This window comes from Paenibacillus sp. Marseille-Q9583 (assembly GCF_976954365.1).
In genome coordinates this window covers 26,216-52,737 of record NZ_CDRJTB010000030.1, presented here as the reverse complement: position 1 = coordinate 52,737, position 26,522 = coordinate 26,216, and the positions used below count along the sequence as shown (strand labels likewise).

Genomic DNA, 26,522 nt, shown 5'->3' with positions numbered 1-26,522 from the left:
TTATATACGTTAAACTTAAGATTTTTCTATTAAGGTAAGTGCGTGACTGCGGGGAATGTTTTAAAGTTCAACTTATATAGAGTTAAAGTTCAATCTATATAAATTCACTTTCTTAAGAAAAGGGTGCTGTAACGTCATGATATATGACGTTGCAACACCCTTTTGTTATTTCAGCAAGCTCGGTACTCCTGTAGATGCAAACTCTAATGCCTCTTGCTCACCCTCCCCAGCCTCTTCCTTTTCCAGCTGAGAATAGTACAAATCATGATATCTTCCTTCTGCTGCAAGTAGCTCCTCGTGGGTACCACTCTCCACAATTTCACTGTTCTCCATCACTAGAATGACATCAGCGTTCTGAATCGTTGATAGACGGTGAGCGATAACGAGTGTGGTTTTGTCTCCCATTAATTTACGAATCGCTTGCTGCACCAGCTTCTCCGATTCATTATCAAGCGCAGCAGTAGCTTCATCCAGCAACAAAATTGGAGAGTTCCTAAGAATCGCTCTCGCAATCGATAGTCGCTGGCGTTGTCCACCGGACAGGCGTGAACCTTCCTCACCGATATCTGTATCGAGGCCCTCCGGTAAGTCCATTACAAAATCATAAGCGTTCGCTTGTCGCAAAGCTTCCAGAATTTCATGCTCATCTGCATCTGGATTTCCATTTCGGATGTTATCACGGATACTTCCTGTATAAAGCCCGGACTCTTGCGGCACATAAGAGAAGTGACTCCTAAGTTTAGCTAAACTCATCTCGCTTGTCTTCTCATTATTTATAAACACTTCACCCTCATCAGGTTCATACAACCCAAGGAGCACCTTAAAAAGTGTAGATTTCCCTCCACCGCTCGGTCCCACAATTGCCATTTGAGCCCCTTTATGAAGCTCTAAGCTGATCTTGTTCAAACTATGTCTCTCCGCTCCCGGATAAGAAAAGGATACCGAGGACATGACCATACGCTCAAATTCAGGCTGTTTCGTAGCTGCTTCGGGTAAAGCCTCCACTTCTACAGGGCTATCCAACACTTCAAAGATCCGTCCCGCCGCCCCAAGTGATTGCTGCATCGAATTGATCAGTCCTGGCAATGCCGAGAACGGCATCACTAAATAATTCATGAGCTGGATGAAAGCAATCATCGCACCGACCTCAAGTGATCCTTTGGCCACAAAATAACCAGCCACGACCAGCGCCAGAAGAAACGTAAAGTTTCCCAAAAAAGAGGAGAATGAGCCAGTAGCTCCCTCAATTCTTCCCCGTTTTAATTCTTCGGAAGTGATATTCTCACTATGTTCCTGATACTGCTTCATTAGTCTGCGTTCAATGCTAAAGGATTTAAACACCATACTACTGCCTAGAATGTCATGTAAAAAGGAAGTAATCTTGCTCATATTAGTCTGAATCTTCACACTGTTCTCACGCATCGCTGAACCGAAGATTTTTCCCGTAAGGAACATCAAAGGCCCCATTGCAAAACAGATCAATGCCAGTAGCCAGTTAATATAGAGCAAATAACCAAAAGCCGCAAGAGCAAGCAAAGGGTTACGGATTAAATCAATCATTACCTCGCCGGTAGCATTACCCACAGATTGATTATCATTAGTAAAGCGGGACAACAAATCTCCGGAGTGATTACGGTCAAAATAAGACTGAGGAAGAGCTAAAGCATGTCGCATCATATCTAGCCGCAGTTCATTTCTGATCTTGGCTGAGATTTTATTTTTGAGATAGCGATCGAAAAAACCGTTGATTGCACTCACTAATAAGTAGATTAATCCGAATACAACCAGCCCTTTAAAAGCTTTCACATCAAGTCTAACTGCCGCATCCGTAATTACTGAGAGCAGCCAAGCAATTGTTAAATCCAGAACAATCCCAAATAAAGTCGTAAATAATAAAACCGTATATAAGAGCTTGTGCCTTAACATGTATGTACTTAATCTTGAGAAAACACCTTTCTGTTTCAAAAAAATCAGCCCTCTCCCCTATTAGCTACTTATTACTCCCTTCCTGTCGTTGATAATTATTCTATATATGTAAATATAAGACGGCAATACTTTCTGATTATAAAGTATATACCTGCTTCTGAATACAGGATGAAATAGAAATCACAAAAGGGACATCAACAGGCTGATTGTTGTTTTCTTTTTCATGTATACTAGAACCAGTTTGACTATCTTAACAAAAAATAGAGGAGTAACTTCACAACATGATCAAAAGACTTTCTGCACTATTTTCAATTCCCTCTTATGCCTTACTCTTTTTATGTATGCTACTTCAGGGAATGGGGATTTCACTCAGTTCACCCTTCTTATCCATTTATTTCACGGAGCAGCTTGGTGTATCTGTCGGATTGTTTGGTGTTTTTCTAGCCACCACGTTAATCTCCGGAATATGGATCAGTACACTAATCGGGAGACGCTCTGACCTCGGCTTAAATCGAAAAAACATTTACCTTGTTGCCACACTCTGTAATGCGCTGGCATATAGCGGGTACTTGCTCATTCAGGATTTCACGATCTTGTTCATCTACATGATTGTGTTCACCGCCCTCGGTGCACCAGGGATGCCTCAATTGTTCGCCATTGCTAGAGAAGCAGTGAATAAGAGCAATTTTACGGATACTGCGTTTGCTAATTCTACCTTGCGTTCAGCTTTCTCTCTCGGCTTTATTACAGGTCCTTTAATCGGCACCCTGCTAATCGCTGCTGTTGGATTTAAGGGGATTTTCACGGGTACGATCGGTGTATTCCTGCTTATTGCCTTACTCGTTTTCTTCTTTCTCAAATCAAATTCAGATACAGAGCTGAGCAGCAACAAGGCTGAAGTTAAAGTGAAAACTTTCCGGCTCAGTCAGAACCGCAATATTCTGCTTCCTTTTCTGATTCTGATACTCATGTATGTAGCTCACTGGACGAGCAGCATCAATACAGCCCTCTTTATTACAAATAATCTAGGGGGATCGACAAGCGATGTCGGTCTAGTCAGCAGTATATGTGCTGCGCTGGAAATTCCGTTTATGATTATGCTCGGTTTACTCAGTGCGAAGTACAGTAACCGAGCCTTGATGATGTGTGGGGCCATTTTAGGAGGAGCATATTATCTCGTTGTCATTTTCTCAGGCGAGATGTGGCAGATGCTTGCAGCCCAAGTTCTACTAGCCGTTTTCGTTGCTGTGATATCAGCGATTGGCATTAGTTACATCCAGGACCTGCTCCCAAACATGCCTGGGTATGCATCCACGCTTTATTCTAATTCATCCACGATCGGTAGACTGATTGGGAGTCTTGTTGGCGGGGGCTTAGCCAGTATTGTAGGTTACCGGTATTCATTTGTGCTCTGTTTTATACTCATCATTGTTTCCTTAGTCATGCTCGCGGTAAGCGGACGTCACCCTTTAAATGAACCAGAACAATTAACTGTTTAATCCGTTTATTTCTACTTGCCCATTCTCTTCTAAAGTGAAGAGAATGGGTTTTTGTATATTGGAATTCTCATACCTGTCTGGGCTAGAGTAACGTTCTCCGGTAAAATATATGCTTCTCTCATATCCACATCATGCGACATATGGGTATACACTGCCTTATTAGGCTTCACGATTTGCAGTAGCTCCGCTGCCTCCGTCATGTCGTACACAGAGCGAGTGGATAGCTCCGCCGCTTCATAATAGAAGCTTGTACCAAGGACCAGCAAGTCCGCTCCATGCATCAGGCGTGTTTCCTCAGCCCCAAGAGATATGGAATCAGGACAATACACCCATATATAACCCTCCTTTTCTAGCCGAAAGGCGTACGAATATCCATTCTTACCATGGTTTACTTTCCAGGTATCTATCTTCCAGCCGTCCAGTTCTATCCCTTCATCACAGGGAATCATCTCGATGTGATTTCGCAGCCAAGGGTATTGCCTTTCGATAATAGGAATAACTTCTGTTGGAGTATAAAGTTCACCCTTAATGCCCGTCCATCGACAAGCATCTGCCCATTCCGGTAGCCCACCAATATGATCAAAATGAGCATGCGTCACCAGCAGTCTTCGCATATTCCGAACTCCCTGCGCCTCCATCTGACGTCGCCAATCTGGCCCACAATCAATCACTAGAAAGTCACTGCCATTATCTATAAGTACAGAGGAACGCAGCCTTGTATTGCTCCCATGCTCCCTTGCTTCTGTGCAGGTCTCGCAGCTGCAATATATCCGTGGAACACCCATGGCATCCCCAGTACCCAAAAATACCAACGTATCCATAATCTCTCTCTCCTTCAGTTCCCATCAAGGAAGTCTTAAATTATCATATGTCTATCTTAAAGATGCTCACCAAAATATCCCCACAAAGTGGAGCTTTGCGGGGGCCCCAAATATATTCTCTCGTCAAAAAAGTCATCCCTTAAGCAGGAGCCCTGCTAGGATGACTCTATTTTTACACGTATACCTATATTCCGGCAAGTACCTGATACCAAATCCCCCGCTTGGAATAAAGCGTGCTTCGCACCTCATCCCAGCCCCCTAAATAATTGATATCGAAGAGACCCGCTGGATCGGGGTAGCGGCTTTTATTCTCCGCATAGACCTGTTTATCTACGGGACGAAAGCCATATTTTGCAAAGATCTCTTGTGCCTGTGGGGTCATCAAGAAATCAACTAATGCTTCTGCTGCCGCGCGTGTCCCATGCTTATCCGCATACTTCTCTACGACAGCCGCTGGGTTCTCAATCAGCATTGTATTTTTAGGAATAATGACTTCATATTTAACACCCTGAGCAATCCGGGCCAGCAGTTCATTCTCATAGGTGACAATGACATCACCCACTCCATACTCGAAGGCAGCCATAGATGCACGTCCGCTCTTATCCAAAGACTCCACATTGGCATGTACACTTTCTAAAAAAGCTTTCGCTGCTGCTGGATCCTTAACGCCCTCTTGCTCCTCTGACAGCTTCAGACCAGCCCCATAGATCGCGTTAATATCCCACTGCGCACCGCCGGATGTTTTGGGATTTGGGTATAACACTTTAATCCCTGGCTTGGCTAAGTCTGCAAAATCGTGAATTCCTTTGGGGTTTCCCTCACGGGTACCAAGTGCGACTACCGAACGTGTCACCATGCCTTGTTCACCCTGCTCTTTCCACGTTGGCGCTACGAGTCCAGCCTTAACCAGCTTCTCGACATCACCTTCCATGGCTAGCAGTGTAACATCTGCTTCGAACCCGCCTACGATTGCACGTGCCTGTGTTCCGGAAGCTTCATAGGACTGTTGAAAACTAATCTCCTGTCCAGTATCCGCTTTCCACTGCGCTGCAAATAACGGCAAAATATCTTCCATCGCATCCTTAGCCACGCTGTATGCGCCAACGACTAGCGTAACATCCCCTTGCTTCGAAGGATCTGCCATCGTCGTAATCGCCTTCTCATTCCCGCAACCGACTGCTGCCAGCGTGAGTATGGCCAGCATTAGGGCAGCAAAACATCCGTGCAGTTGTCTGCTCCTTTTGAAATTCATTGCGGCCCACATCCTTCGAGATAATGATTTTAAATATTTCCTTGAAAGTAGCTCTATGGCTGAACTTAAAATTCAAGTAACCAACGTTCGGTATTTGCCGTAATTACGCGGAATGTTTGGACTTTCGGCCGCTGTTATGCTCTAATTTCTTGATTGGAACCGTATTACGGTTGAAATTAGAGCATAAAGGCGGTCGCTACCGCTCCTACAGTTCCAAACTTCCACTCCATTACTTTTTACCTTTACATCATTTTCTTATATTCTTAGCTCATCTCACTTCGCTACTCTTCAAAAAACATTCAAAATCATATTTTTATTAAATAAAAATCGGCATCGGATCTTCTTTCAGGTTGTTCTCCTGGATCCAGCTTCGCTCATCATTAAACAGGTAAGCGCGGTGCACAAGGACTGAGATATCCTGTCCCGGCTGCAATGTTTCTTTCTCCAAAGAACGGTAAGTGACCAGTTTATGACCATTAACTTCAACCTCAACGAGCCATTCACTTCCACGGAAGTGCAGATGCTTTACGACGCCTTTTTCCGTAGCTGAAGCCATCTTGAACTCATGCAGGTTACCCACTTCAATATACTCAGGACGAATCAGTGCTTTGGTAGGCTTACCGTCTCCAGCGCCTTTAAAGCCTTTCACCTCAGAAGCATCTTCAATCAGTGTCGACTCCCCGATAAAAGTTGCCACAAATGGTGTTTTAGGCTCCTTATAAATATCCCAAGGTGTACCCTTTTGTTCCAACTGCCCTTGGTTGATGATCATAATCTCGTCCGCGACTTCAATCGCTTCGTCTTGGTCATGCGTTACGAAGATGGAAGTGATGCCAACACGCTCAATCAGCTCACGTAGCCAAGCGCGCAGCTCCTGACGGATCTTCGCATCAATAGCTGCGAACGGCTCATCTAAGAGTAATAGCTGTGGTTCAGGCGCAAGTGCACGGGCAAAGGCCACACGCTGACGTTGTCCACCAGATAGCTGATGCGGATAACGCTTCTCGAAGCCTTTTAATCCCGTAAGCTCCACCAGTTCCATAACACGGTCACGAATGGCAGTTTTGCTGGCCTTCTTAACTTTTAATCCAAATGCAATATTATCAAAAACAGTCATATGCTTAAATAATGCATAGTTCTGAAAAACGAAGCCGATCCCGCGCTCTTGAGGAGGAAGATTGTTAACTGTCTGACCATGAAAAATGATCTCGCCATTATCCGGTGTCTCCAGCCCTGCGAGCATACGAAGAATCGAAGTTTTACCGCCACCACTCGGGCCGAGCAGTCCGATCAGATGACCTTTTGTAATGGTGAAATTGACGTCCTTGACCGCATGAAAATCTCCAAAATGCTTATTTAATCCCCGCACTTCAACATGCATATTACTGCACTTCCTTTCTTCTCTTGGTCCATTCCATCAACAACAGTAGACCTGCGGAAAATGCAGCCAGAACTAGCGCTATTCCTCCAGCAGCCGTTACATTAAAATTCTCAACATCCTGATAGACTAGCGTCGTCGCCGTCTGGGTTTTGTTCATAATGTTACCCGAGACCACGAGCACCGCCCCGAACTCACCTAGTGAACGAGCCACCGTAAGGATGACCCCATACACAACCGCCCAACGAATCGAAGGCCAAGTCACCTTCCAAAAAATTGTCCAGCCACGAGCGCCCAGTGTAGAAGCAGCTTCCTCCTGCTGTGAACCAATCTCCTGAAGCACCGGCATTACCTCACGCACCATTAAAGGAAAGGTTACGAACAAGGTGGCAATGATCATTCCGGGAATCGCATAGACGATCTTCAGCCCAATCCCTTCAAAAATCGCACCCAAGGCGCTATCCGGACCCAGCAGCAGGACAATCATCAGCCCGCCAATGACAGGGGACACAGCATAAGGCAAATCAACAATACTGTTAAGCAAGCCCTTTAGACGTCTATTTATCCAGTTCGCCCGGACAAGATACAGAGCCATCATAATTCCGAACAACGTATTTAATAACGTAACTACGATCACAACAAGCCCAGTCATCATAAGCGCATGCAGCGCTTCAGGCCTAGTCAGTGCATTCCAGAAACCACCAAATCCTTCACTAAAAGCACCTATAGCCATTTTCCCTAGCGGTGCAGCGATTAGCAGAAAAAACACCAAGTAGGTGAGTCCGATCCACAATTTTCTCATGAGCGTCTCCCCCGCATCTGCAGCATATTAATGAGCCAAAGAATGAGAAAAGATAAGGTCAAGAGAATGACAGAAACCGCTGCTGCGGAAACCGGATTATCACTTTCAACTTCACCAAAAATAAAAACAGAAGATACGAGTGTACGACCTGGAATATTGCCTGCTACGAGGACTACAGCGCCGAATTCAGCAAGCGCCCGCGAGAATGCGAGCATTCCACCGCTGATCATCCCAGGAGCCATAGAGGGGAGAATAACATGCCAGAAGACTCTAGTTCCCTTGGCACCCATTGTATATGCCGCTTCCTCTTCGGAAGGATCAAGTTCCTCCAGCAAGGGCTGAACCGCTCGAATCACGAAGGGAAAGGTTACGAAGACCATAGCAATTACGATTGCCGGTTGATGAAAAACAATTTCAAAACCAAGCGCTTCTGCAGCCTTGCCGATAAGACTACCAGGTCCAAGCAAGAGCAAAATCATCAAACCACCAACTGCTGTCGGCAGTGCAAATGGTAAATCCACAAGACTATTAAGCAATGCTTTACCAATGAATTGATAACGAATAAGAACCCAGGCAATCATTGTTCCTAAAAAGACATTAATTAAAGTAGCGATGATCGCCAGCTTTAAGGTTAACAGCACCGACTTCCAGGCTATCGGGTCGCTTATGCTTTCCACAAAATTACCGAAACCCAGTGAAAAAGAGTTGTAATAGACCCCAAGTATAGGCAGCACGATCAATACTACAAAATAGAGCAAAATTGTAGTTCGGAAACCCCAAGTCCAACCTTTGTGTCTAAGCAGCGAATTCAATGCTTTTGCCCTCCCACCTCCGGATAACCGGTCGGTATACTAACCAACATCTCCATTAATTATTCCTATTTATATACTTGGTTTTATATTATTACTACTTTACCAAATCCTTCTCGTTGTCGTCAATTACTTTCAAGTGAATTTGGGGTAAAATATATATAACAAAGGTTAGGAAAAAGTGGCACATCACAGGAAGGGGAATGATTATGCTGCATACACTGGAGATTACTACAACGAAACGGGATGAATTACGGGATATTACTCGTGAAGTCATTTCTTTTGTGAAAAAAAGCGGGGTGCGTAGCGGGGTGATCGTAGTTTATTGTCCACATACCACCGCAGGAATTGCAATCAATGAGAATGCAGATCCTGATGTGAGGCATGATGTTCTTATGCGTTTGGATGAAGTCTACCCTTGGGAGCATCCGAAGTATCGACATGCTGAAGGCAATACTGCCTCCCACCTTAAGTCTATTACATCCGGACCTTCCCAGAGCATAATCATCCATGATGGCGAACTATTACTTGGACGTTGGCAGGGTATTTATTTTTGTGAGTTTGATGGACCTAGACGTAGACAATGTTTCTTAAAAATTATTGAGGGATAAACAATGAATGGCCGCTTCCGTTATTGCTACGGAGCGGCCATTAAAATATAACTAGAATTAAATATTACTTTGACCAAGCAGAGAAGTAGCGTTATACCAATGCACAGCTTTAAAGTGTGAACTTATAAAAAAAACAGCATGTTAAAAGCTGCGACATAAAACCTTGATATGAGCTGATGCTGCCTCTTTTACATCCTCAAATGATACTTTATCTTGGATATAATAAGATATAAATCCGTGAGCGGATAAGAACAAGGTTAGCGGCACATTCTGCCAATCCTCGGACACATATCCCTCTTCCTTCATATGACGGCGTACAATACTTGAGAATAAATCAAAACATCGTCCCTGCTCTGCTCTACAATAAGCCAGCAGCTCTTCATCACGAATCATGAACATAATTTCATACTGGTATGGATGATCTATTCCAAACCTTATAAACTCCATAATTAGCTGCTCTACTCGAGTCATACCCTCTTCAGGTGGCTTATTCATTACTTGGCCAAGCAAAGTAGCCACATGATTAAAATCTTCGACAACAATGGCGTAGAACAATTCCGCCTTCTCTTTGAAATGATAATAGAGAGAGCCGTGGCTGTATCCCAAATGCTGACCGATGCTTCGCATTGAAATCGCTCGATACCCTTTGGTAATAAACAGATGCCTAGCGGCCTCTAATATTCTTTCCCTCGACAACTCCTGCTCCACTGCTCTCCTTGCCATATACCTAATCCCCTTCGCTGTAGTAAATCCGCCGCCCTTCTGTTACCAAGGCTTGCCCTTGGGTTAGATCTGTTATCCATGCCATAAATGCGTCTCCCTCATCATTTCGCGGTAAACATAACAACGTTACTTTATCGGTGAACAAAGTCTCGCCGGTCTGAATACCCCTTCCCCGAAGTTCGTTCTCAACCTTGCCTAGCCAAGTGTAATCAATTTCTACGAATACCTCTCGTCTTAGCACACGGGTGATTACTTCTCCTGCTTCAAGCGCAAGCACTGCCCCATCCGTATAAGCTCTAATCAGCCCTCCGGCACCCAGCATAATGCCTCCGAAATAACGGGTAACAACAATTGCGACATTTTTAACTCCCTGGTTGCGAATCACTTCCAAAATCGGTTTGCCGGCTGTTCCACTCGGCTCCCCGTCGTCCGATTGCCTCTGGATTTCGTCTCGCTCCCCAATCACATAAGCAGAACAGTTATGCGTTGCGTCCCGATGTTTCTTCTTGATGTCTTCGATAAACAACAATGCTTCTTCTTCATTCTCAACTGGCATAACATGACCAATGAAGCGAGATTTGCGGATTACGACTTCCTTAGAACCGGAAGATCGCACCGTTCGATATTGTTCTAACATAATTATTCCAGTCCTTATATACATATGATGTCTTCATATAATGTCAGGAGCAGCCCCGGTATTGGATTACCTATGGACTGCTCCTGGTGACTTACACTAGTATGAATGGTCTCTAAATTACTGCTGCAATACTATTCTGTAAGTCTTGCTTCCAGCTCTGCCTTTTCTTTTTCGTAACCCGGTTTGCCAAGTAGCGCAAACATATTCTTCTTGTATGCTTCAACGCCTGGTTGGTCGAATGGGTTAACACCGAGCAGGTAACCGCTGATGCCGCAAGCTTTTTCAAAGAAGTAAACCAAATAACCAAATGTGTATGGTGTTTGATCAGGAATAGTAACGATAAGGTTAGGTACTTGACCATCTGTATGCGCAAGCATTGTACCTTGGAAAGCCTTCTTATTTACGAAATCCATAGTCTTTCCTGTTAAGAAGTTCAAGCCATCCAGATCATCTGGATCGTTCTCAATGGTCACATGATGAGCCACTTGATCTACTTGAATTACCGTTTCAAAGATATTACGGTTACCTTCTTGGATAAATTGACCCATGGAGTGTAGATCCGTAGAGAAATCAACGGAAGAAGGATAAATTCCTTTGAAATCCTTACCTTCGCTCTCGCCAAACAATTGTTTCCACCACTCCGATACAAAGTGTAAGGATGGCTCATAGTTAACGAGGATTTCAGTTGTCTTACCTTTGCGATACAGAGCATTACGAACTGCAGCATATTGATAAGCTTGGTTAGTAGCTACATCTGGATTATTGAACTCATCCGCAGCGGCAGCAGCACCTTGCATCATCTCTTCAATGTTAATACCTGCTACAGCGATTGGAAGCAAGCCTACAGGTGTCAATACGGAGTAACGTCCGCCTACATCGTCTGGAATGATGAAGGATTCATAACCTTCTTCAGTAGCCAATTTCTTAAGGGCACCTTTTTCCTTGTCTGTAGTAGCGTAAATACGTTTGCGAGCTTCTTCCTTACCATATTTCTTCTCCAGAGCTGCGCGGAAAATGCGGAAAGCAATGGCTGGCTCAGTCGTAGTTCCTGATTTGGAGATTACGTTCACGGAGAAGTCTTTGCCTTCTACTAAATCAAGCAAATGCGTGATGTATGTAGAACTGATGTTATTACCAGCGAAATAAACTTCTGGAGTTTTGCGCTTATCTGTAGAAAGGTTATTGTAAAAAGAATGCGAGAGCGCTTCAATCGCTGCGCGTGCTCCCAGATAAGAACCACCAATACCAATTACAATCAGTACTTCGGAATCGCTCTGGATCTTCTTTGCGGCTTGCTGAATGCGTGCGAATTCTTCCTTATCATAAGCTGATGGAAGATCAATCCATCCAAGATAGTCGGAACCTACACCAGTCTTATTATGCAACTGTTCGTGCGCTAACTTAACTGGAGCGGCAAGGTTGTCAATTTCTTGTTGGTTGAAGAAAGTAAGGGCTTTGGTGTAGTCAAAATTAATCTTCTTAGACATCGGTAATGGAAACCTCCTATTTATCTCTTTAAATTTGAAACCGCTTGTTACAACTTTATAATTAGGATACTTTAATTTGCCTTGACTGGCAAGGTCTTAGGGCACATCCCGGGCTTTAGAACCAAGTTTTCGAAAGTTTCATGGAAGCGTTTCCCGCATCATTAGGCATGGCTGAGCTGTGGTGCTAGCCTAAGTGCCGTGATAGAATGAAGAAAACGGAAGGTGGCTATACAAATGAAACAAATCGGTTTTATCGGACTTGGAACAATGGGAGCGCCAATGGCTTCCAACTTGCTTCGTGGCGGCTTTCAGGTGACGGTGTACAACCGTACAGCAGCTAAATGTAAACCTCTTGAAGCAGAAGGTGCCCTGACTGCCCTTACGCCACGTGCCGCCGCTGAAGGTAAGGATGTTATTATTACCATGATCAGTAATGATGATTCGGTTCGTGAAGTGTTTTATGGTCAGGATGGTATTCTTGATGCACTTAAGCCAGGCGGCTTAATTATTGATTCCAGCACAATTTCTCCAGGACTAGTTCACGAAATTGCCACTGCTGTAGAAGCTCGAGGTGGACATTTCCTTGACGCGCCAGTGACTGGAAGCAAGCCGGCAGCTATTGAAGGAACTTTGGTGTTCATGGTTGGCGGCAGTGCTGAAGTTATAGAACAGCATCGCGATATCTTCGATACTTTGGGCAAAAAGCTGATACATATGGGTGAGAACGGCAGTGGTGCTGTAGCCAAGCTGGCTCATAATGCTATGGTCGGCATTCACAACGTTGCCCTGGCTGAAGGATTCGCTATCGCTGTAAAATCAGGTGTTCCAGCTGACAAGTTCCTTGAACTAGTACAGCTTGGTTCTGCGGGTAGCAAACAAGCAGAGCTTAAAGGCCGTAAAATCATAGAAAATGATTTCAGCAATCAGTTCTCCCTTGCATTAATGTTAAAGGATTTGAAGTTAGCCTCCGCCCACAGCGATTTCACAGGCGTCCCTTCTCCAATGCTGGAACTAGCTAAAAGCATGTTCCAAGCTGGGTTTACCCAAGGCTATGGCGACGAAGACCTCTCCGCTGTAGTGAAATGCTATGAAGAGTGGATCGGACAAAAAATGGGTTCTACTGTATCCGAATAACATTTCACTTACTCATGACCGTTTCCCACATGATTTCCAATGTGAGAGGCGGTCTTTTTAAACGAATTTTCAATCTAAAAATACGAACACTTGTTTGCAATAATAATACTAAATTATTCTTTGTAGTGCAAGAAAAAAAGGAAGCCCTGCTTTTCAGCAGAGCTTCCTTTAGTTATATCTTTATAGAACCGGGTAAGAACAGCAATAATCAGTTACTTCAAATACTTCCAACGCAAATTTTGAGTTGCCAGGGACATTGAACGTTGCCGCTCCCTTAATCTCCTGCCATACCTCAGTGCCGGGAAGCAGCACTTTAAGATCGCCGGACAGAATCTCCATAATTTCAGGTCCATCCGTACCAAATTCATATACACCAGGCAACATGATACCAAGTGTGACCTTAGTTCCATCTTGCAAAATTACCGTACGGCTTGTTACTTGTCCGCCATAATATACATTGGCTGCTTTTTCAATCGTTGCGTTGTTAAACTGACTCATTACTTGTTCTCCCCCTAATGATTATTCAGTTAATTACAGAAGTGCTTTCACACGGCTAACTACGTTCTCAACAGTAAAGCCGTATTCTTTCATTACTCTGTCTCCAGGTGCGGAAGCCCCGAAAGTAGTGATGCCGAGGATATCGCCTTGGTCACCAGTGTAACGTTCCCAGCCAAAGGTTTGTGCCATTTCGATTGCAAGACGAGCCTTAACGCCTGGAAGAATTACGGAATCACGGTATTCTTTATCTTGTTTTTCGAACAGATCCCAGCTTGGCAAGCTGATTACACGAACATCGATACCTTCTTCAGCCAAAGCAGCTTGTGCTTTAACAGCCAATTGTACCTCAGAACCAGTAGCGATCAGTTGTGCTTGTGGAGTGCCATTCTTGGAATCAGAAACAACATAACCACCACGTTTGATGTTTTCACGAACGCCATCAACTGTTCCAGCAAGAATTGGCAAGTTTTGACGAGTCAGAACCAAAGCAACTGGATTCTCTTTGTTTTCCATAGCATAAGCCCATGCTGCAGAAGTTTCGTTAGCATCAGCCGGACGAATAACAGTCAGACCTGGGATGATACGCAGGGAAGCCAATTGTTCGATTGGTTCATGCGTAGGACCATCTTCACCAACTGCAATACTGTCATGTGTCAGTACATAGGTTACTGGCAATTTCATGATCGAAGCCAAACGGATGGCTGGACGCAGGTAGTCTGTGAACACGAAGAATGTTCCTCCGAATACTTTAAGACCTGTGTGCAGTGCAATACCGTTCATTGCAGCAGCCATACCAAACTCACGTACGCCGAAGTAGATGTTGCGGCCATCATAAGATTCTGGTGTGAACGATGTCAAACCATTCAAATGTGTCATAGTGGAGCTTTCCAAGTCAGCGGAACCACCCACAAGCTGAGGAACGCCAGCAGTCAGACCGTTAAGCGCACTACCGGAAGCTACACGAGTCGATACTGCCTTATCTTCAGTAGTGTAAGTTGGGAGGTTAGCATCCCAGCCTTCTGGAAGATCGCCGTTGATTACTGTTTCGAACTGTGCAGCAAGCTCTGGATATGCTTTTTTGTAAGCTGCAAATTTGTCATCCCAAGCTTTGTTAGCTGCGATTCCGTTTTTCTTCACTTCTGCAAAATGAGCACGCACTTCGTCAGGTACATAGAAATCTTCTTCGTATACCCATTTGTAGAAATCTTTGGTAAGCTTAGCTTCTTCTGCTCCAAGTGGGGAACCGTGAGTACCGCCATGGCCGCCTTTACCTTGTTTGTTAGGGCTACCATAACCAATTACAGTTTTCACTTCGATCAAAGTCGGTTTGCTAGTCTCAGCTTGAGCTTCAGCAATCGCTTTGGCAATAGCCGGAAGATCATTTCCGTCTTCAACGCGAAGTACTTGCCAACCATAAGCATCAAAACGTTGAGCCACGTTCTCGGAGAAGGAAAGGTTCAATTTACCATCAAGGGAAATATCATTTGAATCATACAATACAACCAATTTGCCCAGTTTCAAATGACCAGCGAGTGAAGCGGACTCGGAAGAGATCCCTTCCATCAGGTCACCATCACCACAAATAGCGTAAGTATAGTGGTCAACCACTTTATGTTCATCTTTGTTGTAGGTAGCTCCCAATTGAGCTTCAGCCATAGCCATACCAACAGCCATACCAATACCTTGTCCAAGTGGACCTGTTGTTGCATCGACACCAGCGGTGTGACCTACTTCTGGGTGACCCGGAGTCAAGCTGCCCCATTGACGGAAATTTTTCAATTCTTCCATAGGAAGATCATAACCACTAAGGTGCAACAAGCTGTACAGAAGCATAGAACCATGTCCTGCGGACAATACAAAACGGTCACGGTTTACCCATGTTGGATGATCAGGGTTATGTTTCATTGTTTTTGCAAACAATTGGTAGCCCATTGGTGCAGAACCCATTGGCATACCTGGGTGGCCGGAGTTTGCTTTTTCAATGGCGTCAATCGCCAAAGTACGAATCGTTGTAATGGACAGGTTATCTACAGTTGAGTTTTCTTCCTTTTGAATCGCTTGTTCTTGTTCACTCATTTAATAGTTCCTCCTCTGAAATCTCAAGAATGTCATTTTGACTCTTATTGTATCATTAGTGTGGAAGCAATTCCAATTGTTTTTAAAAACTCTTTATTTGAACAGCTTATCTTTTGCAATATCGACGTATTTATATACACACAAGAACTATGAGACAAGCCAGAATTGCACTAGTCTATGGTCTAGTTTTTAATTGCGACTAAAGATTGTTTTACAATGCTCAAATATACAGTAAGATGGAGTTAGTTAAGCATAATTTTCATTCATTACCCAACATTTCCTAGTGGAAAGGAACTTTGAACATGAGTTCGAATAAGGACATCTTTATTGTGCTTACCGGTACAGGTACGGCCTTTAGTGGTTTTATTAAGTGGTTTACAAAAGCCGATCTGAATCATGCTTCGATCGCCTTTGACTGTGAACTGCGGGAGGTATACAGCTTCGGAAGAAAAAAAATGCACAATCCATTTGTGGCAGGACTAATCCAGGAGAACTTTATCGACCCTTTTTATAGCAGTGCTAATTGTTCCATCTATCAGTTGCGTGTTAGCGCTGAGGAATACGATACGATGTACAATCACGTCCAAGGGATGATGCAAAATCAAGAGCGTTATAAATACCATCTTTTAGGATTAATCGGTGTGCTTCTGAATATTAAAATCGATAGAGAAAATGCTTATTTTTGTTCCCATTTCGTTGCCTCTTTATTTGAAGAAACTGCAGTTCAGCCTGTGAATAAGCCTTCCTGCTTCGTTACACCGGAAGATTTCGCGCTTTCACTCTGTGCACATAAGATTTTTACTGGCAAGCTATCCTATTATTTACGTAGAGCTCAGAGAGCCTCTGCGCGCCCATCCTCTTTACCATTACATACTACTTCGGTTACCGCACGAATGATGCGAATGAATGAAGACCGGACTGAAGGGGTCGTATAAAAGGTTCTATGCTTGTGAAAAAGGACTAAGCGGATTTAAATCTGCTTAGTCCTTTTTCATTAACCATCAAACAACAAACTCAACCATGTACTGTTTGCACATAAGCTCATAACCGATGGATTGATATAGAGAAATTGCGCCTACATTTTCCTCAAGGACATTCAAATACACGTTAGAGGTAACCCTTCCCCCCGCTCTGGTGAGCTCAGCACAGATCTTTTTCCCGTAGCCTTGCCTTCTCCATCTTACATCCGTTCCGATGTTCCCCAATTCAACGTAATCTTCGCTATAAATATGGTATCCACCTACCGCAATCAGCTCATGTTGTTCCATCACACCATAGAACGGATACTGTAATTCTTCTTTTGAGAACGCCATTGTATCTAAATCGGCCATTTTCGACTCAATAAGCTCAAAATTAGAGGGGCCCAAATGTAAAACACTTGTATCCACCGGTGGTAACGCTTCTTGATGGATATGCTTCATTAGAAGCAATTTCTTGGGAGACTTAACAAGTTCAAGCTGTGAAGCGAGTACAGCCATAACTTCTTCATTCACGATTACATTACCAACAACATCGTCAGGTAAATTCAGTTGTGCTTTCATAAATGAAAGCACGGACCGGAGACAAAATGACTTCTCCACAGGGAATACGGAAAAAGCATAGAATGGAAGCCCTCTTAAAAAGGCCAATACGCCGAGCAATTCTCCCTGGTCAGTAAAATGTCCAAAGTGTACCGAATTATGCTTACGAGCTGTAAGGTATGAATAGTATAAAAAATGTTGTTCCCTATTAATTGAACTCAAGATTGATTTCATTTCCGCTGGTGTTAACTCTCGAATCATGTCCCTACCCCTATCAATGTATGATACAATGCTTCAACATTAACATGATCCTGTGAAGTCACGCAAAAAAGATAGGCGATATAGACTCCTACTCTACTTAATTCGATGACTCTGGAAATACTCCGACCAATCCGATGATATAACAACGGTAACTGTATCCGTTTTGGTGTTGTACGCATTCTGAGCCGTAAAGGTAAAAGTAACAGGGCCATCTAGTAGATTTTCAAAAGAGCTATCGTACATTTCACCTGTCCAGAAGGTTTTATCATCATTAGTTGGGCTGAGCTGCGTAGTGAACCCTCCGTTCATGGTTACTTGCACAGTATCAGGGAGACCTGTTGCTGTACCTTGCAGAACAAAACGTTCTCCTGCCCAGAACACGTTGTAGCCTCTTGGACTTTCTTCATTACCACTCTTTTTCAGATTGTACGCTTTGCGGTTATTGTTCCACTCCTCGGTATGCTTCACTGCACCTTTTATACTTAATAGGTTCACCATGAAGTATTTTCGTGCAGAAACATTACTCCAGCTGAATCCGTCAAAAACTTCAACCTCAACGGCATACTTCTCGTTCTCAGTCAGTGTACCAGCTGGAATCTGCCATTGTTTTGCGCTTGAAACTTGTTCAGCAGATTGTACCTTGATTGCACCGGTGGCCAAGTTAATAATTCGCACCTTATAACGTTGCTGCAGATCTCCATCCTCATCTTGATAATCCCATTTAATGATCGGTGTGAGTGTACTTGCAATTGTTGGGTTGGATGGATCAACACTGGTTGGGTACGTTATTGTAGTCGTCGGTATCCGGTTGACTACTGTGATGTTCTGAGAAAGCTCACGTTGCAGACCCAATGAATCTGTAACGATTTGTCTAAAGGTAAAGACACCGTTACTACTAAACTGCTTCGTGAAGTCCTTTTGGACGCTTGCAAGGGCTTCTGTACCACTTGTTGACTTTAAGTAATACTTGTAGCTGATGGTATCTCCTTTTGGTTCGTCCAAATCAGAGGCGGTACTCTTAATGGTCAGAATGTCCGTCCGGTAGATCGGTACCTTAGTCGCATCTTTACCAGTATCTGTGATCAGAGTGAATCCCGGCTTAGGTGCGTTATCGATGATGAATGTTTTTTCATTTGATACATCTGACCATGAAAATTTGGAGTACGCCCGACCTTGCACTGTAAAGTATTCAAACCGTTCAAATGTATGATTTGGGATTTGATATTGTCTGAGCAATCCTGAAGGATCCGGATTTTCTATCGTAGAGACCAATAGACCATCCTTTGTAAAGAACTCTAACCTGTATTTCTCTTGTGAATCATTTTCTGGATCTGAGTAAGTCCATTTAATTAATGGATCGCCTTGTTCCGAATCAATCACAGATGGGTTTGTTGCTGTACCTGTAGGGCTAGTTAAAGTCATAGAAGGTGCCAAATTCTCTTTCACTTGGACTTGCAATCCAGCGATATTCGACTTATCTCCTATCTGATCGATTGCCCAATGTTCTAGCGTATATACCCCTGGATCTGAGAAGGTAAGCGTAATATCCCGAGTAAGATATGATTTTACTTCACCCGCACTGTTCGTTACTTTCCAGTAGTATTCTAATGAGCCTTGATCTGATGTATCCTCATCGATATCCCCTGAAGTATATTGTTTCGTATCATACTGATTTACGGATGAAGGTCCGTTAATCTTAGCAACAGGAACATGATTCTTAACCATAAATGTACGCGTAGCATAAGAGCTTAACTTTCCATCAGAGGCTGTGAGCTGCATTTCCCAGCCATCAGAAATGGCCTTTTTATGTGAGATACCGTTACGATTAATAAGATCACGAATGGTCATAGATTGATAACGGTTGTTTCCTGCCCAGTAGTAAGGAGAATCATTAAATTTTGCATTCCAGGCATAAGATAAAACATCTCCATCTTCATCCGGATCTGGTGTTAAGTTATCCATTGTTATGATCGTATCGCGGTATATTTCGTTAGGCATTGTAAATGCTGCAGCCGGTGGATGATTGACTACCTGTACATTTTGACTGTACCAATCTGACCACAAGCCACGGTTATCATGGACTTGTAGATTGAGTTGATAATTCCCTTCACCGAATGATGCGATATTCGGCGGTGTTGTTGCTCCACCCCAATGTTCCCATACTTTATTCCATCCGTCTTTGATTACAGTCCAGTAGTATACATCTAATGGATCATTATTTGGATCGAAAGATTTGTCTGTAATGGTCGTAGATTTACGATAGGAAACGATATTCGGATCAACGGTAAATAGCGCAACCGGTGGTAGATTAACAGCAGCATTCCCCACAGTCCGTTGACACCAATCACTCCATACACCGATTCCATTATCTCCATCCACATCACGGACTCTTAAACGTATGTCGTAACTGTCCTTTTCAAAAACTCCCCCAGGTGGCTGCCCGTCGATCCACATCTCATCAACGGTCTTTTTATATTGCCATTGCCACTGCATAATCCCTTTATCAGAACTTGTAATATGATCTAAATCGTAGGACGAATCTATTAATTGAACATTTCCATTGATAAGCCTGGCTGAAAAAAGCGCTATTGGCTTGCGATGGACTTTAAAGCTCATCGTAGATGCGGCATCTTTACTCCACATCTGATATTCAGCAAAGCGAGCATCCTGTTTCGGGATATCCTTAGCTTGATAACTCACTACATATTGTCCGGTATATGGAAATGAAGTGTAAAGGCTCGTCCTCCATAGTCCCGAATCCCCTATAATCCCCATTGCGTTATCAAAGTAATTCGGATCATGATCATATCTCACTCGATCAGCGTACTTAGCATCCCACTCATAATCTTCGTAGGTGGTGCCGCTATTCTCTATAGGACTATTAACGAGAACAAAAGCGTTTCGCTTCAGTCGGTTTGTAACCTTAAACGTCATATTCACGGATTCCGACATATTTGAAGGATCCGCTACTTTTACAGTCATCGTATAATCGCCTGGCGGGATCGAATCAGCCACAGCGTCTACGGGGATAGAGAAATACTGATACCCTTTCGTTTGAGATACTACCGTCTTCCTATAAAATACATTTGGTATCTCCGCACTTACGATAAGATCATCATTATCTGGATCGTGGACATATCCCTCGATGTTAAGTGTGTTGCGTCCAGGCTCGTTCTGCAGGACTTGATTATTAGGTGTATTTAACGAAATAGTAGGTGGACTATTAGGTATCAAAGGAAATACTTTTTGAAAAGTATGACCTATGTACGGCCCTCCATATCCTTTATCTGGATGAAATCCACCCCATGCATCCTGTTGACCTGCACCAACAGCGTAGTTAAGTACTAATCCTATTGGAAGTTCACCATAACTTAAATTCCCTAAAACATTTGAATAAGCATCTGTCGCTAGATTAAATGTATGATCAAATCTATTATCATCAAACGGTCCAGCAAAAAAGCTCCTGTACAATGGGGTCCAATTGGTATTTGGATTGCTCCAGTGGCTCGGACAATTATATTGGTAGACTGGTAAATCTAATGGTGCCCCCTCTGGAATTGCCGCTACACATAACTCCGCTCGAACGACACGTCTATCTAGAGCACTTTGTGAAGGAACCAAGTTTACTCCTACAGTCAATGTTGCATCCGAACTAATGTCAAATGTAAGTTGCTTAGTGGTACGATTAAATTTAATATTTGTTAGCTTTTGGTTATTTATAGTCCCACGCATAGTACCATAATTCCAGCCAGCATCATAAAACGAAGTTTCAGCGGGTATATCTATATCTTTATAAGTAATGAAATTAGGATCACCCGTCGCAGCCTCTGCTGTCTGAAGATACACTCCCTGACTAGGAAAAACTCCGAATAGGATAGTGATTATAATTACTAGTGAAAGTATTTCTTTTGTCTTTTTCATTTAAGCACCTCTCCTACCAGGACCAATCAACTTCTGGCGCTCGATTTTTCACTTCTACAATCCGTGAGCTTAACTTTTGTCCATCTGAATTTGTGGATTTCCGATCAGCTTCTGTCACAAACTCATCAATGGTTGGTTGACCAAACTCTTCAAACACAGTAAGTCGGACTTCATATTTACCTACCTCGCTCAGCTCTAAATTTAAGCGATCTTTGTTCTCATTACTGAAGATCACCCATGCTTCTCCGCTAAAACTCCCGTCATTATTTGAATCATAGCGATACTCCCAGAGTCTCCGACCCACTACATCTTTATCAGGAGAATAGGAGATATCATCCAATGAAACCACCGCTTTATTACCGTAATCAGGACTTCGATATACCACTCCAGGCAGAGTAAAATAGTTGTACGGCGCTTCATCTGGAATAATATCAAAAGTAATCTCATCACTATCAGAATACCCAAGCGTATTTTCCACATAAATCGTAGCCTTATATTTTCCAGGTTTTTTAAATAAGATGTCTTTGCTTTCAAGTTCAGATAATGTACCACTATATTTAATATCTGCGTTCGTACCACCAGATACAGCAGTGATGGTAACTCGTGTTTTCGATGGTATTAACGGAAAGCGTGTTGGACTCTGGCTTCTATTGAACAATGTCGTTTTACGATTTTGTTTAAGTATTCCTTCTATATTTATAATTGCTGCTGGCTTCGGCTCAATGACGGTAACTTCTGTGCTTGTACTACCTATTTGTCCATCATTGTCAACGACTGTGAGAGCTATAGGAAATGTCTCTCCAACTTGCTCTATGGTATACCAGACATACCCACTTGGGACATTTCCGATTTCTCCCTGCGCTCCAGATGTGCTCCAAGCATAATCAGTGATATATCCATCCGGATCATAGGAAGCATTTCCACTAACGAGCATATCAGACCCTGCTTTTATGTATCTAGCTGTTGATATTCTTGCAATAGGTGGCTTTCCTTCAGGTTCTGCTGGCTTGGTCGGAGGTGGCGGGAAAGTAACTTGAGGATTGTTTTTATAAACACCTGCTGAAATCTGTAGAGGCTGTTCCAGAGAGGTAATGGTTCCACTCTTTGTGACAATTGGCTTTTTAAAGCGGACGAGAACGGTTAAAGCATATTCCTGAGTAAAATGTTCGCCCGTTACACTCGACTTTTTGATCGCAAAATCAAATAAAGTGCTTACGTTAAATGTCTTTGCAGATTCCTTTTTCGTTTTGAGTGTGTTGTTCCTGTCTTTCTCTTTAGCATAGAACACCCACTCATCAATGTTTGAAGCATCATTGTAGCCTTGCAGCTGCCCCATTAATGAAATTTGTACGGGTTCATCTTTATCTCCCAATTTTGTTGGATTGGGATTAGGTTTATTTAGAGTTACCGTACCGGTAAGGGTAGGTTCTGTAGGGAGAGTGTAATCGAAGGAGACGTTTCCACTATACTTATACGTAGTCACATTAGCCGAACCTGTAAAAAAGTAGCTTAAGTCTGTTTTATAACGTCTCCCCAGCGCATGACCACTTGGATCAAAATTTGAACTTAATTGTTCAGGAGCATAATTTCTTAAAGCTGCGTTAGTTTTATAATAAATAATAAATTGATTCCCATTTACAACATTATGATTAACATAGGTTGTTGAAAGCGATTCTTTAGGTACAACTAATTGGACAGTTGACTCTATGATCTGAGACGAATCAATTACCGAATTTACGTTTTTGTCGTACCATTTAATTCCCGAACGTGATACTGCAGATTGAGTCACCACTGTCATATCAGGTGGATCATTTCTAGGTGTACCACTACCTTGTCCATTTTTATCATAATGTTTTTGACCATTAATGTATGGGTCCCATTCATTTATCTGCCATCTTACTCCGTCTGAATATCGCCAAATAGAATTACCGGGAATTGTTACAAAAAGGGTTTCAAATGAGCCGTGATAACCGAGCACATTATCTATTCGTTGCTTTGCTTCTACGCCCTTTAAAGTAACCTTTATTTTCCCATTCTCCATTGTCAGAGCAACCTTTTGATTGGTCCCATTATATTTAAGAGAAGAGACATCAATTGCCGAACTGGATACTCCACTTGGAAGATCTAAGTAGTAAGATTTTTGGGCATTTACAGACCCACTTAGAATTTCTGAAGGTATTGACACTGTTTTATTTTGCGAATTAGCTGCCTTAATATTCTGTGGGATATATACAAAAATTAATATAACTGTAAGCAGAACTATCCAGATTTTTTTCATAAATATTATTCTCCTGGACGTTTAACAATATATTTTTCTTCAAAACCCCCACCAAAACTAGCATATATAGAAATAACCGAAGGGTTTTTAAAGTACCCATACATTTGATAACTAGACAATTTTTCACCCGGTTTCAACACCCAATTCCACAATGCTTCCTTATTGTTCAACTCTAACATTGTTTTTCCTGGAGTTGGTGCAAGAAGATTAACACTATCCACTTTAAGATGCCATTTTTCATTCAAATCTACCGCACCTACTTGAATGACTTTACTCCCCTTATTTTCAATGGTGAGTTTAGTCCAAATCATATATTTAGTAGGTGATTTATAAATATTATCAGAGTAATCATACAGCTTCATTAGAGATTGTGCTTCTTTAGACTTTACATCGTAAAACATCAGCTTCTCCAACGTGTACGTTAATCCTCCAGCGCTGATTGTTACTGGAAGATCCACTTCTTTTTTCAGCCCAAATTTAAACAAATTATCCCTCATAATAGGTGCTGGCGTTGCTGTAGGTTTCACGGTCGCTGTTGGTTTTACCGTAACTACTGGTGTAACCGTTTCTGCTTTTGCAAGAACTCCCTGCCCCAAAACCACACTAAATAACATTGCCGCTACCAAAGTCGCCCCTACAGCTCTCTTCTTCATCCCAAATCTCTCCCTAGTCTCAATTGGATTTTTCCTACTTATTGAACTTATACTCCTGAACTGCTGGTACTCTGATTGGCTCTTGTGTTTTGGCTCTGGAGATCAGCAGCGGATGTTCCGTCTCAATGACGGCAATAACCGAGGGACCCTCTATGTATTTGGTAATGCCATATTCACTATCCTCGTATAAAAGCGGAAAAGTTACTCCATCGGAATCATCAACAATATCAAACTTCACGATCTTTACTTGATTCTTAAAACGGCTGCCTACTTGGGGAGAAAGGCCGTTATCAAGCCCAAGATTCGCCTGCAAGGCATGCTGAAAAGTATCGTAAGCAAGCGCGGGATCGATAATTAGACGACCTTGTGTGAGTTCAGTTTCATCTAATTCCTGCGCGGCATCGTGAACAGCGATATTGTTTGCATCTTTTAGCATGCTGCGCAGCATGTCCCACTCCTGATTCTGGATCTGAAAGAACCAGGAGTAGATAAAGATCAGTAGGACAAATGCCAGCTTAATAATGTAATCCATAAATTAGGCTCATCCCTTAATCAATCGAGATATTCACTCATAATTGACCCATGTCCATAATATCGGGTCGGCTGCGAAACCTCGGAAAAGTTATACGGAAACAAATTTATCCGCGGCGCAGTTACATACACATCAATTCGTTGTTTACGTTCTTGAATGGTATCTGTACTGCTCGTAATTTCTATAGAACCCTCTGAGAACCCAATCGCCTTCAGATTTGAAATCACTTCGTTCCGCATAGACGCTGTGACCATCCCCTCCGTTGCAGCTTTTTGTGTGATGTAGGACGTATTAGCTTTGACCTGTAAATCTAGCAAATAATCAATATAGGTGAATATGGGCTGCAGGATAATAAACAGGACAAGCCACATGAATAATGCCCGGAGGACGGTCTCCTTCAATAGAAACGCCTCCTTCTAATATTGCTCTACTTGCTTAGTATGTGTGATGATATCGTCCTGACTGCTGCCAATGATTTGCGTAGCTACTGTGATAAACATCCCTGCGATCACAAAACCAATGGACAGAAACATTGCAATGGAGATAGAGTCTTTTTTCATAATCGAGTTAAACCGAAGTGTGGGTTAAGACCCGAGTAGTTGCAGTTTGGTTGGAATCCAGCGGTTGAATAAATGTCACACCCGGAATCGTCGGTTTATTATCATCCGTAGCATCAATGACCTCTCGAACTACAGGAATCAAAACAGCGATTACGATGGCCACACACAAAAATCCGATAGCAATAAACAAACCTGTAGAAATAGCGTCCTTTTTCATTGTTAAAATCTCCCTTTTATTTTATATTTTTTAAATAATATTGAATATACAATTTTTCACTGGAACATGCCGACCCCATTAAAATTCCCTTTGATCAGTAAAATGTACTGCATCGCCATCGCGACGATCATCAAAAAAGTAGCAATCGATGGGATAACATTAATGATCGTAGATAGATCACCGATAAAAGACCACTTTTTCAAATACTGATCACTGGAGATTTTGGAGATAATCTTACCTTGCTCACGCAAATAATTCGCCGCTTCTGTGTCGTCGTCCATACCCTCAGTAGCCAGCAAAATGGACCGAATGTCATTAATAAAACTATGATTATCCGGAAACTTTGCACAAAACCATTCAATCGCCCCCTCCACACCCTCATCTACTGCTCGTTCTGACAACTCGTACAAGTCCTGACGTATATATTGAAAATGTCCAGCCGTACTCCCACAAAAAGTGCCAAATTGCGCATATCCGCGCTTGCGTAGCCGATTATTCTCGTATAGACGGATGAAAGAGATCAGCTCACCGTCTTTTTTAATAACCGTTTTTTGATGAAGCCATGCAAGCACCCAGCCAAACGGAAGGTAGCGCATCGGACTGCTGATTACGAGAATAAGTAGAGCAATTAGAGGGTCATAGATAGAAAAAGAATTAGAACGAATGAAATCACTGACGACTTGAGTTATTAAATAAATCAGCGCAGCAGAGTAACGGAAAAGCGTAACTTTACGAGCCACAATCGATAAACCAGAATCATTCAATAATTGCTGAAGTCTATCACCATGCACCCGTTCCCCAAGCTCATTCCACCGTAGTCCTAAACGGACAAGATATCTTTCCTGTTTACTACTACTGCTTACAAAGACAAGTAATGCGACATATACAATCCCTATTACAGTAATTAATAGTAACAATCTGTCCATA

The 26,522-nt window shown here is 42.8% G+C and carries 24 protein-coding genes; 4 read left to right on the top strand and 20 right to left on the bottom strand.

Annotated features, from left to right (window positions below):
* Window positions 1–165 precede the first annotated feature (165 nt).
* Entirely contained in the window at window positions 166–1,965 is a 1,800-nt protein-coding gene (locus ACWNM1_RS15370; protein ID WP_449601613.1) for an ABC transporter ATP-binding protein, read from the bottom strand.
* Window positions 1,966–2,207: 242 nt separating this feature from the next.
* Here ACWNM1_RS15370 and ACWNM1_RS15365 point away from each other — a divergent pair, with 242 nt between their 5' ends.
* Window positions 2,208–3,425: a sugar efflux transporter gene (locus tag ACWNM1_RS15365; protein ID WP_449601612.1), complete on the top strand. Its 1,218-nt coding sequence runs from the start codon at window positions 2,208–2,210 to the stop codon at window positions 3,423–3,425.
* Window positions 3,426–3,454: 29 nt separating this feature from the next.
* Here ACWNM1_RS15365 and ACWNM1_RS15360 read toward each other — a convergent pair whose 3' ends face one another.
* From ACWNM1_RS15360 to cysT, 5 genes are all read right to left on the bottom strand, one after another.
* Window positions 3,455–4,246, bottom strand: a complete 792-nt coding sequence (locus ACWNM1_RS15360) for an MBL fold metallo-hydrolase (protein WP_449601610.1) — start codon at window positions 4,244–4,246, stop codon at window positions 3,455–3,457.
* A 184-nt stretch (window positions 4,247–4,430) separates the two neighbouring features.
* Window positions 4,431–5,498: a sulfate ABC transporter substrate-binding protein gene (locus ACWNM1_RS15355; RefSeq protein ID WP_149645169.1), complete on the bottom strand. Its 1,068-nt coding sequence runs from the start codon at window positions 5,496–5,498 to the stop codon at window positions 4,431–4,433.
* Between the two features lie 316 nt (window positions 5,499–5,814).
* Window positions 5,815–6,879 carry a sulfate/molybdate ABC transporter ATP-binding protein gene (locus ACWNM1_RS15350; RefSeq protein WP_042124940.1) on the bottom strand — a complete coding sequence of 355 codons (1,065 nt, stop codon included), beginning with the start codon at window positions 6,877–6,879 and terminating at the stop codon, window positions 5,815–5,817.
* 1 nt (window position 6,880) lies between these two features.
* Complete coding sequence (locus tag ACWNM1_RS15345) at window positions 6,881–7,678, bottom strand: sulfate ABC transporter permease subunit (RefSeq protein ID WP_042124938.1); 798 nt, start codon at window positions 7,676–7,678, stop codon at window positions 6,881–6,883.
* On the bottom strand, window positions 7,675–8,490 hold the full coding sequence (gene cysT / locus ACWNM1_RS15340; RefSeq protein ID WP_042185592.1) for a sulfate ABC transporter permease subunit CysT: 816 nt from the start codon (window positions 8,488–8,490) through the stop codon (window positions 7,675–7,677). Before cysT ends, ACWNM1_RS15345 begins: the two co-directional genes overlap by 4 nt.
* A gap of 206 nt (window positions 8,491–8,696) precedes the next feature.
* On the opposite strand from cysT, the gene ACWNM1_RS15335 reads away from it, so the two are divergent.
* Window positions 8,697–9,098 carry a secondary thiamine-phosphate synthase enzyme YjbQ gene (locus ACWNM1_RS15335; RefSeq protein ID WP_042185590.1) on the top strand — a complete coding sequence of 134 codons (402 nt, stop codon included), beginning with the start codon at window positions 8,697–8,699 and terminating at the stop codon, window positions 9,096–9,098.
* A gap of 141 nt (window positions 9,099–9,239) precedes the next feature.
* On the opposite strand, the gene ACWNM1_RS15330 is transcribed toward ACWNM1_RS15335, so the two are convergent.
* The 3 genes from ACWNM1_RS15330 to ACWNM1_RS15320 form a co-directional block, all read right to left on the bottom strand.
* A complete protein-coding gene (locus ACWNM1_RS15330) occupies window positions 9,240–9,821 on the bottom strand; it encodes a TetR/AcrR family transcriptional regulator (protein ID WP_449601607.1) in 582 nt (193 codons plus the stop codon).
* A 4-nt stretch (window positions 9,822–9,825) separates the two neighbouring features.
* A complete protein-coding gene (locus tag ACWNM1_RS15325; RefSeq protein ID WP_076284084.1) occupies window positions 9,826–10,458 on the bottom strand; it encodes a YigZ family protein in 633 nt (210 codons plus the stop codon).
* 131 nt (window positions 10,459–10,589) lie between these two features.
* The gene (locus tag ACWNM1_RS15320) at window positions 10,590–11,945 is read right to left on the bottom strand and encodes a glucose-6-phosphate isomerase (protein ID WP_449601605.1); all 1,356 of its coding nucleotides are present in this window, start codon (window positions 11,943–11,945) and stop codon (window positions 10,590–10,592) included.
* Window positions 11,946–12,179: 234 nt separating this feature from the next.
* Here ACWNM1_RS15320 and ACWNM1_RS15315 point away from each other — a divergent pair, with 234 nt between their 5' ends.
* Window positions 12,180–13,079 (top strand): NAD(P)-dependent oxidoreductase, encoded by a 900-nt coding sequence (locus ACWNM1_RS15315; RefSeq protein ID WP_449601604.1) that lies wholly within the window; start codon window positions 12,180–12,182, stop codon window positions 13,077–13,079.
* Window positions 13,080–13,259: 180 nt separating this feature from the next.
* On the opposite strand, the gene ppnP is transcribed toward ACWNM1_RS15315, so the two are convergent.
* Window positions 13,260–13,577: a pyrimidine/purine nucleoside phosphorylase gene (gene ppnP / locus ACWNM1_RS15310; RefSeq protein WP_042185578.1), complete on the bottom strand. Its 318-nt coding sequence runs from the start codon at window positions 13,575–13,577 to the stop codon at window positions 13,260–13,262.
* 33 nt (window positions 13,578–13,610) lie between these two features.
* Entirely contained in the window at window positions 13,611–15,653 is a 2,043-nt protein-coding gene (gene tkt / locus ACWNM1_RS15305; protein WP_042185576.1) for a transketolase, read from the bottom strand.
* A gap of 302 nt (window positions 15,654–15,955) precedes the next feature.
* Between tkt and ACWNM1_RS15300 the strand changes: the two genes are divergently transcribed.
* Entirely contained in the window at window positions 15,956–16,588 is a 633-nt protein-coding gene (locus tag ACWNM1_RS15300) for a hypothetical protein (RefSeq protein WP_449601601.1), read from the top strand.
* Between the two features lie 66 nt (window positions 16,589–16,654).
* On the opposite strand, the gene ACWNM1_RS15295 is transcribed toward ACWNM1_RS15300, so the two are convergent.
* The 9 genes from ACWNM1_RS15295 to ACWNM1_RS15255 all read right to left on the bottom strand — a co-directional run bounded on the left by ACWNM1_RS15295 (window position 16,655) and on the right by ACWNM1_RS15255 (window position 26,521).
* Window positions 16,655–17,434, bottom strand: coding sequence for a GNAT family N-acetyltransferase (locus ACWNM1_RS15295; RefSeq protein WP_449601599.1), 780 nt, complete (start codon window positions 17,432–17,434; stop codon window positions 16,655–16,657).
* A gap of 93 nt (window positions 17,435–17,527) precedes the next feature.
* Window positions 17,528–21,355 (bottom strand): hypothetical protein, encoded by a 3,828-nt coding sequence (locus tag ACWNM1_RS15290; protein WP_449601597.1) that lies wholly within the window; start codon window positions 21,353–21,355, stop codon window positions 17,528–17,530.
* A gap of 13 nt (window positions 21,356–21,368) precedes the next feature.
* Window positions 21,369–23,633, bottom strand: coding sequence for a PKD domain-containing protein (locus ACWNM1_RS15285; protein ID WP_449601595.1), 2,265 nt, complete (start codon window positions 23,631–23,633; stop codon window positions 21,369–21,371).
* Window positions 23,634–23,638: 5 nt separating this feature from the next.
* Complete coding sequence (locus ACWNM1_RS15280; RefSeq protein WP_449601594.1) at window positions 23,639–24,286, bottom strand: hypothetical protein; 648 nt, start codon at window positions 24,284–24,286, stop codon at window positions 23,639–23,641.
* Between the two features lie 34 nt (window positions 24,287–24,320).
* A complete protein-coding gene (locus tag ACWNM1_RS15275) occupies window positions 24,321–24,818 on the bottom strand; it encodes a hypothetical protein (RefSeq protein WP_449601592.1) in 498 nt (165 codons plus the stop codon).
* Window positions 24,819–24,838: 20 nt separating this feature from the next.
* The gene (locus ACWNM1_RS15270; protein WP_449601591.1) at window positions 24,839–25,219 is read right to left on the bottom strand and encodes a hypothetical protein; all 381 of its coding nucleotides are present in this window, start codon (window positions 25,217–25,219) and stop codon (window positions 24,839–24,841) included.
* A gap of 15 nt (window positions 25,220–25,234) precedes the next feature.
* Entirely contained in the window at window positions 25,235–25,378 is a 144-nt protein-coding gene (locus ACWNM1_RS15265) for a hypothetical protein (RefSeq protein WP_449601590.1), read from the bottom strand.
* A 7-nt stretch (window positions 25,379–25,385) separates the two neighbouring features.
* Window positions 25,386–25,595, bottom strand: a complete 210-nt coding sequence (locus ACWNM1_RS15260) for a hypothetical protein (RefSeq protein WP_449601588.1) — start codon at window positions 25,593–25,595, stop codon at window positions 25,386–25,388.
* A gap of 56 nt (window positions 25,596–25,651) precedes the next feature.
* On the bottom strand, window positions 25,652–26,521 hold the full coding sequence (locus ACWNM1_RS15255; protein ID WP_449601587.1) for a hypothetical protein: 870 nt from the start codon (window positions 26,519–26,521) through the stop codon (window positions 25,652–25,654).
* Window position 26,522: the final 1 nt, after the last annotated feature.

Excerpts from the sequence above, each read along its gene's own strand:
- ACWNM1_RS15275 (WP_449601592.1), bottom strand. The coding sequence starts at position 24,818 with ATGGATTACATTATTAAGCTGGCATTTGTCCTACTGATCTTTATCTAC.
- ACWNM1_RS15345 (WP_042124938.1), bottom strand. The coding sequence starts at position 7,678 with ATGAGAAAATTGTGGATCGGACTCACCTACTTGGTGTTTTTTCTGCTA.
- ACWNM1_RS15260 (WP_449601588.1), bottom strand. The coding sequence starts at position 25,595 with ATGAAAAAGGACGCTATTTCTACAGGTTTGTTTATTGCTATCGGATTT.
- ACWNM1_RS15320 (WP_449601605.1), bottom strand. The coding sequence starts at position 11,945 with ATGTCTAAGAAGATTAATTTTGACTACACCAAAGCCCTTACTTTCTTC.
- ACWNM1_RS15300 (WP_449601601.1), top strand. The coding sequence starts at position 15,956 with ATGAGTTCGAATAAGGACATCTTTATTGTGCTTACCGGTACAGGTACG.
- ppnP (WP_042185578.1), bottom strand. The coding sequence starts at position 13,577 with ATGAGTCAGTTTAACAACGCAACGATTGAAAAAGCAGCCAATGTATAT.
- ACWNM1_RS15315 (WP_449601604.1), top strand. The coding sequence starts at position 12,180 with ATGAAACAAATCGGTTTTATCGGACTTGGAACAATGGGAGCGCCAATG.
- ACWNM1_RS15285 (WP_449601595.1), bottom strand. The coding sequence starts at position 23,633 with ATGAAAAAAATCTGGATAGTTCTGCTTACAGTTATATTAATTTTTGTA.
- ACWNM1_RS15290 (WP_449601597.1), bottom strand. The coding sequence starts at position 21,355 with ATGAAAAAGACAAAAGAAATACTTTCACTAGTAATTATAATCACTATC.
- ACWNM1_RS15350 (WP_042124940.1), bottom strand. The coding sequence starts at position 6,879 with ATGCATGTTGAAGTGCGGGGATTAAATAAGCATTTTGGAGATTTTCAT.
- ACWNM1_RS15255 (WP_449601587.1), bottom strand. The coding sequence starts at position 26,521 with ATGGACAGATTGTTACTATTAATTACTGTAATAGGGATTGTATATGTC.
- ACWNM1_RS15280 (WP_449601594.1), bottom strand. The coding sequence starts at position 24,286 with ATGAAGAAGAGAGCTGTAGGGGCGACTTTGGTAGCGGCAATGTTATTT.
- ACWNM1_RS15355 (WP_149645169.1), bottom strand. The coding sequence starts at position 5,498 with ATGAATTTCAAAAGGAGCAGACAACTGCACGGATGTTTTGCTGCCCTA.
- ACWNM1_RS15325 (WP_076284084.1), bottom strand. The coding sequence starts at position 10,458 with ATGTTAGAACAATATCGAACGGTGCGATCTTCCGGTTCTAAGGAAGTC.
- ACWNM1_RS15335 (WP_042185590.1), top strand. The coding sequence starts at position 8,697 with ATGCTGCATACACTGGAGATTACTACAACGAAACGGGATGAATTACGG.
- tkt (WP_042185576.1), bottom strand. The coding sequence starts at position 15,653 with ATGAGTGAACAAGAACAAGCGATTCAAAAGGAAGAAAACTCAACTGTA.
- ACWNM1_RS15330 (WP_449601607.1), bottom strand. The coding sequence starts at position 9,821 with ATGGCAAGGAGAGCAGTGGAGCAGGAGTTGTCGAGGGAAAGAATATTA.
- ACWNM1_RS15360 (WP_449601610.1), bottom strand. The coding sequence starts at position 4,246 with ATGGATACGTTGGTATTTTTGGGTACTGGGGATGCCATGGGTGTTCCA.
- ACWNM1_RS15295 (WP_449601599.1), bottom strand. The coding sequence starts at position 17,434 with ATGATTCGAGAGTTAACACCAGCGGAAATGAAATCAATCTTGAGTTCA.
- ACWNM1_RS15365 (WP_449601612.1), top strand. The coding sequence starts at position 2,208 with ATGATCAAAAGACTTTCTGCACTATTTTCAATTCCCTCTTATGCCTTA.
- ACWNM1_RS15265 (WP_449601590.1), bottom strand. The coding sequence starts at position 25,378 with ATGAAAAAAGACTCTATCTCCATTGCAATGTTTCTGTCCATTGGTTTT.